Origin of the sequence: Thiocapsa rosea (assembly GCF_003634315.1) — a bacterium.
In the GTDB taxonomy this organism is placed as follows: Bacteria; Pseudomonadota; Gammaproteobacteria; order Chromatiales; family Chromatiaceae; genus Thiocapsa; species Thiocapsa rosea.
This window is the reverse complement of record NZ_RBXL01000001.1, coordinates 358,236-371,047: the sequence shown is the minus strand read 5'-3', so window position 1 is coordinate 371,047 and position 12,812 is coordinate 358,236. Positions and strand designations below refer to the sequence as shown.

Genomic DNA, 12,812 nt, shown 5'->3' with positions numbered 1-12,812 from the left:
ACCTCGCGACGACGACAGGGCGAGGATTCTCGCACAGCGTCGCCGCGCTTGCAGTGCGCCCGATCCCTCGGCCCGCGGTTATTAGGTGCGGTTACCGCAGCGAGTCGATCGATTGGAGTAGTCCGTACAGTCCCGATAGCGCATCGGGAAAGAGCACCGGAATCAGAATGACGGCTGCCGCGATGAGCTTACCCCACAGCGCGCCGATGACCCCACCGAACGACAACTTGTCGCGATTGAGCGTGAACAGCGGACCCAACAAGGGATGCTGCTCCAGCTTGATGACAACAGACATGGTCAATGCGAAGGCGACGAAAACCAACACGACCGACGCGGTCGTCATGAGTCGCTCACCGTAAGGCGGATAGAGACCTATTCCGAGTAGGATTGTCGTCGGCGCCAGAATGGCTGCCCAGGCGCAGCTCCGGATCGCGGTTGTACCATAGCGCATCTCGGCGACCAAGCGTGCCTGCCAGATCCGAAAGGAATCATTCGATTCCGCCTTGATCGGTGATCGACACTCCAACAGCTCGCGTGTTTGCGCTCGCCAAGTCTCATCCGAAGAAGCGGCCAAGGCAGCCAAATCGCGCTCGCGGAAGTGGAGATTGAATGGCGACTGTGGCAGCGAGTTGAGTTGTATCGGGTTTGCCCAGCTCTCGCTCGGCGGGCTCCCGTTGGACAGGGCGGGTTTCGCTGCCGCCGACTCGGCCGAGAGGCCGGCCGTCGGCGCAAGCAATTGGGCAAACCAAGCAAGGCGTCTCGATTCTGTCCAAAGCTCGGCAAGAAACCAGAACCCGAGCAGCAACAGGATTGAGTTGACGAACAGCGACGTCAACGCCGAGTCAACCGAGTTCGGAATGCCGCTGAACCAGGCTAAAAGCAATAACGCGACAACCACAACCACTGCCGCACTGAGCGCGACTTGACCACGACTGCGATCCGGCGATGGGATACCGGCGGTCCCGGCCAGGCTGCTCAGATGCCCGATGCAGCGTCGGCGCCAGAGAGACAGCTTCCATCCGGCAACAATCGCCACGCAGAGATAAAGCAAAAAGAGGCCGATCAACATCGCGACGTCGCGGCCATGGGCAAGGCTCCACGTCTGTTGGCGCGTTGGTAAGAAGAGTCCGTAGAGATGCGTTCCTGCAATCACGAGAACGGCAAGGCCGAGCACCAAGAGCCCTATCGAAAGAAAACGGTTCAGGCGTAATAATTTCCGTTTCGCACCGTCCGGGTCCTCGCCTTCGTCGTTTTCCCGATTGAACCTCGCCTCCCGTATCCCGCACAAAGGGTTGGGATGGCGTAGCGGAGAGAACATCACCAAGTGCGCGCGGCCGAAGACGGCTAACCACGAGGAGCTTGCAACCACCACGATGGCGGCGATCAGAAAGAAGATCGTAATCGGGCGATCCAGCAACAAACGTCCGTCTGCAGCGAGCAATCGGCTGCGCGGCGCAGCGGGCTCCGTCGGCCGACCGTCGTCTTTCATCCCTGACCCGACATCCGGATAGACCTGCTGAAATCCTGCAAGTGTCGTGACATACAGGGAGACCGCTTTTTGATCGCAATTCGACCCGCCGGAGTGTGTTTGATCCTTGGGGCTGGAACCAGTGTCGATCAGATTGAGCGCTGCTCGGAACAGGTTGGCCGCATAGTCTGCAGGGAAGGACAGATATGACTTCCTATCGCCGTCGGAATCGGTTTTGCCGCCGGCGCACGGCCCCGTCCCGCCCTGACCGCAGGATGTCAAGCAACCATTCGAATCGACACGCAGGACCGTGTCCCCATTCGGGACGACAAGCGCGCCGCGACTGATCTTGCGGTAGTCAGGATGTGTCGTCAGATAGTCCATCTCCATCAGGACCGGCAGAGCATTGGGGAGCGATTTACGCACTTCGTTCAACAAAAATAAGCGGTCGCGAACATCGGTCGCGACGATGACGACCATGGCCGGATTGACCCGGACCCGAAGCGCGTCAAAGGTGCCGTAGAGCATGAGTTCGTCGGAACGGGAGCTGAGCAGGCGCCGATAGGCCGGCGGTCGGTCGGTGACCAAGTCGATCCCGGATAGATCCAGTTCGAGTAGTCGATTCCGTACCTTGAGAAGATCGCGCCGGGATTCGCTCTGCTTCTGGTCGATTCGGGAATGTTCACCGCGAATTGCCGCAATGTTCTGCGGGAAGCCCGCGACTCTGGTGATGTCGAGAAACGTGGACCAAGCTTCGCTGTCGGCGAGCGCATCTTTGTCTGAGGTCGACTTAGCAATGTCGTGACGCCGTTCGCTTCTCAGCAGCTCGGAAACGCCGTGCCCGAAGGTCGACTCTTCAGCCAGAATCAGGACTCCCCCTTTTTTGCCCTTGTTGCCCTTCGGCTTTAGCATATTCTTTCCGTATGCATAGCGCGCAAGGGCACCAAGCTGATCGTTGAGACTGCTCGCCAGCGAGGTGTATTGAAGGTCTAATGGTTCGCCTACGATCCGATGAATCAGCTCGGTGACCCGGTGATTGCTCTGCACCGTGGCCGATGGGGATTGGAGGTTGACCTTGATCTCCGCGCCATTGGAAGACAGCGAGGCGAGAACCAGCGCCAGCGAGTGCATGGAGCCGGAAAAGGTGGGGCCGATGATCTCCAGAGTGGCTCGTTTCCGGGCCAGGTCGCTCTCGTTGCAGGCGCAGGGCTGCGCGAAGCGCTCGGGATCGCTCGCGTCGGCAAGCCGAGCGGCGCAGGTGATCGCGCACCGGAACGCATGCGGCTGAACACCGAAGGTCGGCGACTCGCCCACCAGAAACACCACGAAGTATTCGCTGCCGGGTCCTGCTGCCCCGCCATCGCCTGCGCCTTCCACGTGCCTCCAGAGATCCCTGCGAAACACCAGCACGCTCGGCCGGCTGCGCTGATCATCGGTGAAGGATGTGGAGCCATTCACGGGGATGTCGCCGCCGTCCTGCACGGCCTCGGCGCGGCTTAAATTCCACGTCAGTGCGAAGCCGTCGAGGACGAAATCCTTGGTGTGGAAAGCGCGGATCAGTGCCGATACCTGAACGTCGAAGGCACGCCCGAGATGGGTTTCCAGCGGATCCGCCACCGTCACGACCGCAGTGCGGACCCCTATGCTTCCGGCCGCATGCTCGGCGTGCGCCAGTGGAGCAAGCGGGTCGGTGATCTGCGGGGTCGACAACAGATATCCGCTCCGAGTCGAGCCCGCGAATGAAGGATTCGGTCCCTCGGTCGCGGCGACATCGATCGAGACGAACAACAGCCAGACCACCAGGGTCAGGCCGCACGGCATCAAGATGAGTCTTCGCCTGCGCCGTTCCGTCTGCGCTGTGGGGAGGTTCTCGGAGCGCGCGACAATCATGCCCATTCTCCAGTTGATCCCGTTGATCCCGTCGACTGCCGGATCTAAACCGCGCCCAGTGCGGTATGCGTAGCGTGTTGGATTGGCTTGGCCGCCCCGGCTCCGACGGCCGCCGGAGGCGACGCGGTTTAGGGTCAAGCCCCGCTGGCCTTCACCACGTCGGCAAGGGTCGACGTCGCTGCGTCGCTGCAATAGGGAAGCCCTGCACCAGCTGCAGATGCGGGGGTCTCCGCGTCGAGCATGTCGGCCGCCAGGCGATAGCCCAGCTCCCGATAGGCTTCGAACTGAACGTCGTCGAAAAACTGATCGGCGGTGCTCTGGTGGGGAAACTCCGGATGCTGGGCGGCATAGCCCTTGACCTTGAAGCTCACGGCCGCGGTCAGCGTGGCCTTTAGATAGATCAGCCAGCCTCGGGTGTCGTCCGGGTAGATGATGCACCCGACCAAGTGGCCCCGTTCGGAGAAACCCGCGTCCATGGGGAACATCGGCGTCGGTGCCGGAGCGGGCACCACGAAATCCGGGGAGGCGTCGTCCAGGGCCTTGATCCGCACACCGAAATCCTGTTCGATGCGCCTTAGGGTGGTCTGGAAATCCGAGAACGAGAAGGCACCGTCGGCACCCCCGTCGCAGACGAGGATGAGTCGTGCCCGACGACGCACCAGCTCATAGACCCCGATGTTCTCGAAATGCCCGCCGTCGCTCAGTTGCAGAAAAGAGCGGTGCTCGTTGAAACCGAGCAGATCCAGGCCGAGCAGGTTCCCGGCCGTGTAGGCGCCGGGGCGGAAGTGGTTGGGGGCGTGACGCGGACGTTTGTCCGGGGCGGGATGCCCGGCCCAATAACCCAGACGCAGATTGAGCAGGGCCATGACGAACGACACCAGCCGGGCGCGGGTCAAGCCGGTGCCGCCGACGCCGGTGTTCGGATTGACCGCCGCCCCGGAAATGGCTACGGCGGTGGCCAGGGTCATGTGACCGTTGCAGAAGTCTTCGGTACGACACCAGCCCGTGGCATTGCTTCCGCAATATAAAGGGGAAAGCATAAAGCTATCGCCTCCGCGGTTGCGGTAGACACACTCACGCGAGTCCGCCAGAACGACATTGGTATTGATGATGTGATAGGGACTGCGCGGGTTTCGGGGATCGGTTACATCATTCAATCGGGCGACATCGGCACCCAGCGCCGCGCCGGTCTGGCTGTCGAGCGCCCGATCGATGTCGGGCATGAAGGTCTCCATCAGCCGATCCCGATAGAAGCGGTGGATGGAGATGTAGTTGCAGTTCACCAGCCAGCCGAAGACGAGCGCGAACGCCATCAGAACGGTGACGGCCAGGATGGTCAGCTCTTGGAAGGAGAGCCAGAAGGCGATCTCATAGGTCACGAGCAGGGTGCCGAACAGGAAGAGCGCGGCGCCGAGATTCGCCATTAAATCGGGTCCGGGGCGCAGTGCATTGGTTTGGGGGGTGAGAAAGCGACGCATCGCCACGGCCATACCGGAGAGCATGGCGATCGGACCCACGGCCTTGAAGGAATCCTTGAGGTGGTCGCCGATCGCCGGAAGACTGCCGATCAGGAGAAACAAGACGATGGCGGTGATCAGCATTCCGCCCAAGCGCTCCACAAGGCGGCGCGAGGCATACCAGAGGCGTGCGATCCCGGGCATGGTGTTTTCCCGTCGCACCCTGGTCAACAAGGCGTAGATCAGGGTGCCGAGGACCGTCAGCCCGGACAGCAGGACACCGATCCGGAGAAACAGCTCGAAACCGAACAGCTCCGCGTGGCCCTGGAGATCCATCAGCATCGGCAGCAGGATCATCCCCTCGACTCCGGGGTTGAAATGACCGAAGAACCAGAGACCGAAGAGAAAAAAGAGAATGTAGACCGGTATCCAGACGATCAGGTTGAGAAAGGTGCCGCGCAGCACGATCCCCAGCAGCGATACGGCGGTGATCCCAGCCCCCGGCGTCAGGTAATAGCCATGTTCGCGCAAATAGCTGAGCATGCGCCTCTGTCGTTCGTCGGCACGCCGCACGGCGTCCGGCCGAGGGTCGTCGGTGCCGAACGGGAAGTTGTCGCGGCCGAGGCCGAAGTGCGGCGCGTCTGGACCCGGGGCGCCGTCGCCCTGAGCGTCCTTGCTCAAGAGCCAGGTCAGCGCGCCGCCGATGTAGCCGCCACCGGACACCGTCGACAGATAGTCGAACTTTTCGAGCAGGCCCCGGGCAGCGAGTGCCTGCATGGCACCCAGCGCAAAGGTTGCCGAACGAATACCTCCGCCCGAGAGGGCTAGGCCCACCCGTTTGTCGCTGGTCACTTCCGGCTCGTCACAGCCGCGCTGACGGCGCCAAGCGTGAACGTAGTCCGTCTCGGCCTGCTCCAGCGCGACCGGAAACGGCGCCCGCAGCCGCTGTTCCTCGCTGGCCTCGTTGTGCGCGGTGAGCGCCAGATCCTCGAGGTCGATCGGATCGACGTAGCCTGCCGGTTGCGCTTGCGGTGTCATGAGGGTTGCCTCTCTCCGGATGTCTTGTTTGAGATCGAGGAACGGCCCGTTCACCCGGGCTCTCGATTCCAGGCCCGGATCGCGTCGAGATAGTCGATCATGGCGTGATCCTCGACCGCGTCGAGACGGATGGCGCTGGCCGCTTCGACGGCGCCCCCCACAGTGTCGAGGAAGCGGAACCACAATCCGATGTCGTCGTGTATGCGCTTGTCCTGGGCGATATAGAGACAGATGCCGACATGGCTGTAGCCCATCAGGCGGGACGGTACGCGCGTCACGATGTCGCCGTTGTTCTGGAAGCGGAAGAACCGATCCCTGGCCTCGTTGTTGAAGATGCGGGCGGTCTCGAGGGTCATGGTCCGGGGCTGCCCGAAGGTATAGACCGAGGTGAAGGGGTGGTCGACGTGCAGCAACTTGGCGGCGGCCACCGTCGCCATCGCCCCCCCGAGACTGTGGCCGACGAGAAAGATCGGGCGCGGACGACCGGCGGCTCGGTCGACTTGGCGGCCAACCAGATAGCGCTCGAACAGCGGTTCCCAGACGTCATCCGTGGACCGCGCGAAACCGCGGTGAAACTCGCCGAACAGGATGCGGGTCGGGAAGGCATTGACATTGTCGAGCCAGTCACGCATCTCATCGGAGCCGCGGAAGGCGAAACACCAGTAGTCGCGGTGTTCGATCAGAATCGCCTGCGCGCTGTTCTTGTCGGCGCCGGTAACCTTGATGAAATCCGGATCCTCGTCTTTCAGATCTTTGAGGATGCCCGCTTCGTCAGGCGCATGACTGGGCGTCTTGATGAAGACACTCTGGGCGATCCGCGCCATCCAATAGGCGTTGCCTCGGGTGAGCCGGGTGGTGTAGGGGTCGACGTGCATGTGTCATTCCTCCGGGAGGTGGGTCATGATGTCGGCGATCCGCTCGGCCAGCGCACCGATCGTCATTGAGGGATTGCGTCCGCTGCGAGACCACGCAGATCACGCAGCACGCGGTTTAGGCCAATAGGCCATGACCAGAAACGGGACCTGAGCCAGGAAGAAGACTGCGTCCAGATAGCCAAAGGCGGGATAAAAACCCGCCCATAGCCAGAGGAAGAAGAGGACGCCGACCAAACGCGACAGCACCGCCATGACGGCATTGAAGCGGTAGCGGTAGGGCTGGATGGCGCCGGGCATGTAGAAGATGCTCAACAGCACCAGCATCAGGGCGGCGAAGGCGCTCCAGACCGGATCCAGGGTCTGACGCGCACCGATCAGGTCCAGCACCTGTTCCGGCCAGAAGATCGTCGGTATCGCGAGCACCAGATTGGCCAGAATGCCCGCCCAGAGGGTGCGTTTCAGCCAGAGCGCGTGACGGTCGGTTGGCGGTGCCTGAAGCGTTTTTTCCAGCGGCTCATCGGCCGGGCGTCGACGCATCGTCAGCAGCAGCAACAGGGGGAGCTGAATCAGGAAGAGGACGCCGTCATAGAAGACGAAGATGGAATAGAGTCCAGGGTAAAGAACTAGAAAAAACAAGACTTCCAGCGGACGGGCAAGCACGGCGAGCCAGGCGTTGAAGCGATACCGATAGGGTTGATTTGCTCCGGGGATGTAGAAAACAGTCACCAGGAAGACCAACAGGGCGGCGAAGGCGGTCCAGACCGGATCATGGGTGGCGCGCAGCCCGAGCAGATCCAGAGTCCATTCGGGGGCAAAGATGAGCGGAAGCGTCAACATCCAGTTGCCGATGATGCCGAGCCAGATCGCGCGACGAAACCACTTGACGGGTGTCTTCATGTCGGGCCTCCCCGAATCGAGCGCATGTGAATCTCTTAAACCGCGTCCAGAGCGAAATGCGTCATTTTCACGCTGTGCCCAGCGTCGGGGGCTTCCTCGATCTTGGCGAGACGCGGTTTAAAGCAGCTTGAGATACTCGATCAGCGCCTGCTTCTGCTCCGGTTCCAAATCGGTTCCCCAAAGATGGCCCTGGTTGCTGTTGCCGATCACGCGAGTGTCGTAGCGGCTCCCCAGACGCTCGGCATCCGGTCCCTCGGAGACGAAACCCATCCGGGCCGGGTCATAGACATCCAAACCCCGGTGGAAGACCTCGGTGCGCCGCTGGGGTGGCTCCAGCAACTCACCCAGGTAAGGCACGGAGCCGTTGTGCAGATAGGGCGCGCGCAGCCAGAGCCCGTCCAGGGGCACGTTGACATAGCCGCCGGTGGAGCGGAAATGGCTGAAATCCCAAGGGTAGTCAGCGGCGTATGCGTTGTAGGCGGCGGCGGCTTCGGGTGTCCAGAGGTCGGCGCGGTGACGATCGGTAAAGGGCGGAAGGCCGCCTGTGTCGGTCCCGGCGTCGGCCCACTCGGGATCGTCCAAGGTCAGCACCTGACCGGTCTTCTCGCCGTCCATCGCATGACAGCGCGCGCACGCTTCCCGATAGATCGGCTCGCCGGCGGCCGCGAGTTGGCGGTCCACCGGGAACCGATCAGTGAACTTGGGCGCCGGCAATGCCTTGAGCCAATTCTCCAATTCCTTGAGTTTCTTGACCGGCAGAACCTTGGGCAGCGTGCCGTCGCCGATGGCCGAACTCAGGACGACCTCGGTCAGATCGGTGTTGAGTCCATCCCAATGCAAGGCCATGCCATGCTCGACGCGTGGCGCCAGGTTCCAGATCGATTGCATGTCGGAGTTGCCGGTGGTCTCGCCCGGATCGACCCCCAGGGCGCGCACCTTGACCGGGTTGAAGGGATCGATACGGCCGCGTCCCCAATCCGGTCGGCTGTCGGTCCAGGCGAACTGTTCACGCTGTTCGAGGATCGCCTTGCGGGTGGCCGGGATCAGGAGATAGCGGTAGAGCAGGCGGTCGAGGAGTGACATCTCGTAGACCTGAGCGATTTGCCCCAGGATGTTGCCCGCGTCGAAGCGCGGATCGGCGGCGCTCTTGAACAAGAAGCGCTGATAGCCAAGCACATCCACCCGGTTGGGCGGACCCCCGAGATAGATGGTCGGGGTACCGGTCGGCGTCTCGCGCAGGGTGGCAGTGTGACAGAGTGCGCAATTGACCCCGACCCGTTCGAAACCGATGACCTTTTTCGAGAAGCCGACCGGCAGGTCGCGACCCTGCTCCCAGCCAAACCCGAGCGAGGCCCACCCTCCGGCTCCGGGCAGATACTCGGGGAACATCTTGGGCAGAACCAGCCAGATCCAGTAGGGAATACCATCCTGTTGCTCGGTGCCGATGGAGCCGTATTTGAAATACTCCTCCATCGAGTCATCGGCCAGCTCCTGCGCGGGCTCGCGGAACAGGTTCCACCAGACGAATCCGCCTCCAAGCGCCGCCACGATCAGCAGGACCGTCAGAACCCGGCGCCACTTACTTTGCTTGGGATGCTTGTCCGACATCGTCATGCCCTCCGGCGCGCGGCCGTATCAAAAGGTTTTCAGGTACTCAACGATGGCGTCCTTGTCGTCCGACGGCAGATCGACGGCATAGCGATGTCCCTCGTTGCCGTTGCCCGGAAGCGCGGTGTCATAGAGGGCGTGGCGTCGGCCGTTTTCCTCGGGCACATCGGCGATGAACCCCACCCCGACCTGGTCGAAGACGTCGTAACCACGGTAGAACCGCGCCGGCCGGTCTTTCGGATCGTCGAGCAGTGCCCGCAGGGTCGGCACCGAGCCGTTGTGCAGATAGGGTGCCCGCGCCCAGATGCCGTCCAGCGGATGGTTCGCATAGCCCTGGGTCTTGCGGAAATGCGTGAAGCGGTAATTGGAGTCCGGATAAAGACTGTACTGATTCGCCGCGAAATCGAAGGTGTAGGAATCCAGCCGATGGCGATCGGTTCCGATGTCTGCGATCGGCACGACGGTGCCGATGGACGTGCCGCTGCGCACGCCCTCCTTGAAGCGGTGGTCGGCGTGGCAATCCATACAGTATTCCGCATAGAGCGGCATGCCCCGCGCGGCCTTGTCCTGATCGATCGGGTAGGGGTAGGGAGGCGGCGGCAGGGTCCAGATCCAGTCGCGCACCCGTTGCAGGCGTGGATGATCGATGGTGACGGGCGTGACGCCGGCCCCGAGCGCGGCGCTCAGATTGCGCTCGTCCACCGAGTCGTTGTTGCCGTCCCAATGCAGATACATCCCGTCCCTGGGCTGCTGATTCCACAACGACGGAAAGTCCGAGGCGGCGATCAGCTCGCTCAAGGGCAGGCGGGCCAACGGCCAATTGAACTGGAGTCCCTTGTAGGGATTGAAGGTGTCCACCCGACCCGGCCCCCAATCCGGCACCTCGTGCCTCATGATGCGTTCCAGACGCTTGGCCAGAATCAAGGTTTGCTCACGGGTGCGCGGGATCACGAAGAAGCGGTAAAGAACGCGATCGAACCAGTCTAGCTCGGCACCGTTGCGCGCCATGAGACCCATCAGGTTGTCGGCGGTGAAGCGCTCGTCCAGCGTGCAATCCAGGACGAACCGGAAAAAGCCCTGAAGATCCAGTTGATGGGAGGGCATTCCCAAGACGATCCGGCGTGGGCCGTCCGTCGTCTCGCGCACCGTTCCTGCGTGGCAGACGGCACAATTGAGGCCGACCTGATCCACGCCCAACCGATGGCGTCGCGAGATTCCGATCGGGAACGGCTGCCCTTCTTCCTCCAGCAGACCCAGCGAGGCATAGCCGCCGGGCAGCTTGTCCGGGCAGACGTGCGGCAGCACGGCGAAGATAGGTTCGGGCGGCAGCAGACCGCCAACGGCATCAAACACCGATCCGCCCGGCTCACTGCCGATGGAGCCGTACTTGAACTGATCCTGGATGTCGGCGTAGTCCACCGGCCGATCCGCCGTGAAGCGCGCAGACAGCCAGACGGCCGCCCCGATCAGGAGCACGAGCGCCAACAGCCACCGCAGCCGGCGCAGCCCGCGTCTGACAGCCTCGCTCAGCGTTGCCGAGTTGCTGCTGTTGTCATGCATCCCGTCATGGCTCATGGCAAACCCCCGTGTGTCGCGATACCCGACCAAACCGCACCCGGCGCTCAGCCGGCGCGCGCATCGGCCAGGATGTCGTCGCTGGCCTTCTCGGCGATCATGTAAACGGCTGAGACGATGAAGAGACCCGGCGCGCGCGGGAAGACCGAAGCGTCCACCACGCGCAGGTTGCGGACGCCGCGAACCCGGAAACGGCTGTCGAGCACCGCGTCGGGATCGCTCGCCGCACCGATCTTGCAGGTGCAGGCCGCGTGGTGACCCCAGGCTTCGTCCCTGACGAACTGGCGGATCTGTTCCCTGGTCTGAACCTTGCCGCCAGGCACTGTCTCCTCGGCGACCAGATGTCTGGCTCCATCCATCATGCGGCGCGCCAATCGGACGGCCTCGACCACGGCCTCCAGATCCTCTCCCGAGGCATCGTCGCCTTCATCGAAATAGCGGAAGTCGATCTCCGGAACCTCGGTTGGATCGGCCGACCGAATCGCGACGGTTCCGGCGCGATTCTTGGTCCGCGCCTTGAGCACGGCCCAGCTGAAATACTGCGTGGCGGCCCGAACCTCCTTGGAATACCCGGGGAAATAGCCACGGAAGTTGGTCAGCAAACCGAAGAGGACCAGATCGGGCGGCCCCTTGACGGACTCGGCAGCAGCCGAGCGCCGGACGATGGAGATCACGGCGCCGTTCGTGGCGTAGGGGCCACGGCCCTTTTGCTGCCACTGGCGAAACTGCGGATCGGGTGTCTCGCCCGGACCGGGGGCCTTCATGGTCGCCCCTTCGAGCAGGGCGAACGGCGCCTTCATCCGGTTGACGACGCTCACCTCGTAGCGATCCTGGAGATTGGCGCCAACCCCGGGCAGATCGACCCGTACAGGAATCCCGTGGCGTTTTAGGAGCTTGGCCGGGCCCACGCCGGAGAGTTGCAGCAGTTGCGGGGTATTGAAGGCGCCGCCGCAGAGGATGACCTCCCGCGTGGCGAAAATCCGACTCGGTGCCAGTGCCGGTGCCGGTGCCGGTGTCCGAGCATCGCGCAGATTGGGATCCGCGCCGTAGAGATGCTCGCCGCGGAGATACTCGACACCGGTGGCGCGGTTGTCCGCGTCGAACAGCACGCGGGTCGCCAGCGCCCCGGTCATCAGATGCAGCCGATCCGGATAAGCCTTCTGCACGGTCGTGATGCGCTCGCGGGCTCCGACGCGACGGCCCTTGGCGATCGATAGAGGCGTGACACGCAAGCCGACCCGCTTGCCGTTGGCCATCGCCCAATCATTGGGGTCGAATAGTCCTGTGAGGCTGTGCCAGATCTGCTTGAGCCAGTTGTCGTTCGCGAATAGCGCCTTTCGGACGGCCCTGCGGATGAGCCGCAACATGGGCCTATCGTCGAGGATCATGAGTGGATCCGCCTTGTTGGTCTCGAGCCAGCCATCGAACCCGTGACGGCTGGGGTTCCAGCGCAGCAGCCGTTGCAGGATGCGTTGGACGGTGCGGTAGCGGCAGTTTTCGATGCGCTGGAAGTAACGGCGCATCTTCCGGGCACGCCAGGAGTCGTCGCCGGTGATGCGGGCGATCTCGTCCCAATCGCTGTTGTCCGGATAGATCAGGATCATGGCATGGTGGGCGGTACAGCCGCCCAAGGTGGCGGCCCTGGGATAGAAGACCCCCTTGCGCTCGGGTGTGTACTTGGAATCGCGTCGCTGCTGGTCCTCGTCCGCGTAGTGCCGGACGAAGAACGCCCAGGACATCGCTTTGTCCTCGGACGCCGCGGGATGAAAGGCCGGCACCTGATAGTCGTAGCTATCCGGCGACCCGCCGGCCTCCATCAGCAGCACCCGGTAACCGGCCTCGGCCAGATTGGCCGCGACCGGCCCACCGCCCGCGCCGGACCCGACGACGATATAGTCATACGCAAGCGCGTCATCCCGGGTGATGCCGTTGTCGAGTTGATCGGACGCCATCGATCGATCTCCGTCGGACGTTTGGACAAGGTCGCGGCCCGTTTCAGTCCGG

The 12,812-nt window shown here is 62.9% G+C and carries 7 protein-coding genes; all 7 read right to left on the bottom strand.

Annotation, left to right across the window (positions count from 1 at the left end; all coding sequences use genetic code 11):
* Positions 1 to 91: 91 nt before the first annotated feature.
* On the bottom strand, positions 92 to 3,178 hold the full coding sequence (locus BDD21_RS01665) for a hypothetical protein (RefSeq protein ID WP_147430958.1): 3,087 nt from the start codon (positions 3,176 to 3,178) through the stop codon (positions 92 to 94).
* A gap of 314 nt (positions 3,179 to 3,492) precedes the next feature.
* On the bottom strand, positions 3,493 to 5,853 hold the full coding sequence (locus BDD21_RS01660; protein WP_147430956.1) for a patatin-like phospholipase family protein: 2,361 nt from the start codon (positions 5,851 to 5,853) through the stop codon (positions 3,493 to 3,495).
* 50 nt (positions 5,854 to 5,903) lie between these two features.
* A complete protein-coding gene (locus BDD21_RS01655; protein ID WP_120795660.1) occupies positions 5,904 to 6,728 on the bottom strand; it encodes a lipase family protein in 825 nt (274 codons plus the stop codon).
* Positions 6,729 to 6,827: 99 nt separating this feature from the next.
* Positions 6,828 to 7,625 (bottom strand): hypothetical protein, encoded by a 798-nt coding sequence (locus BDD21_RS01650; RefSeq protein ID WP_120795659.1) that lies wholly within the window; start codon positions 7,623 to 7,625, stop codon positions 6,828 to 6,830.
* Positions 7,626 to 7,742: 117 nt separating this feature from the next.
* Positions 7,743 to 9,233: a c-type cytochrome gene (locus tag BDD21_RS01645; protein ID WP_120799686.1), complete on the bottom strand. Its 1,491-nt coding sequence runs from the start codon at positions 9,231 to 9,233 to the stop codon at positions 7,743 to 7,745.
* A 27-nt stretch (positions 9,234 to 9,260) separates the two neighbouring features.
* Entirely contained in the window at positions 9,261 to 10,793 is a 1,533-nt protein-coding gene (locus BDD21_RS01640; RefSeq protein WP_120795658.1) for a c-type cytochrome, read from the bottom strand.
* A gap of 62 nt (positions 10,794 to 10,855) precedes the next feature.
* Positions 10,856 to 12,760: a GMC family oxidoreductase gene (locus BDD21_RS01635; protein ID WP_120795657.1), complete on the bottom strand. Its 1,905-nt coding sequence runs from the start codon at positions 12,758 to 12,760 to the stop codon at positions 10,856 to 10,858.
* Positions 12,761 to 12,812 lie beyond the last annotated feature (52 nt).

Excerpts from the sequence above, each read along its gene's own strand:
- BDD21_RS01660 (WP_147430956.1), bottom strand. The coding sequence starts at position 5,853 with ATGACACCGCAAGCGCAACCGGCAGGCTACGTCGATCCGATCGACCTC.
- BDD21_RS01655 (WP_120795660.1), bottom strand. The coding sequence starts at position 6,728 with ATGCACGTCGACCCCTACACCACCCGGCTCACCCGAGGCAACGCCTAT.
- BDD21_RS01650 (WP_120795659.1), bottom strand. The coding sequence starts at position 7,625 with ATGAAGACACCCGTCAAGTGGTTTCGTCGCGCGATCTGGCTCGGCATC.
- BDD21_RS01645 (WP_120799686.1), bottom strand. The coding sequence starts at position 9,233 with ATGTCGGACAAGCATCCCAAGCAAAGTAAGTGGCGCCGGGTTCTGACG.
- BDD21_RS01640 (WP_120795658.1), bottom strand. The coding sequence starts at position 10,793 with ATGCATGACAACAGCAGCAACTCGGCAACGCTGAGCGAGGCTGTCAGA.
- BDD21_RS01635 (WP_120795657.1), bottom strand. The coding sequence starts at position 12,760 with ATGGCGTCCGATCAACTCGACAACGGCATCACCCGGGATGACGCGCTT.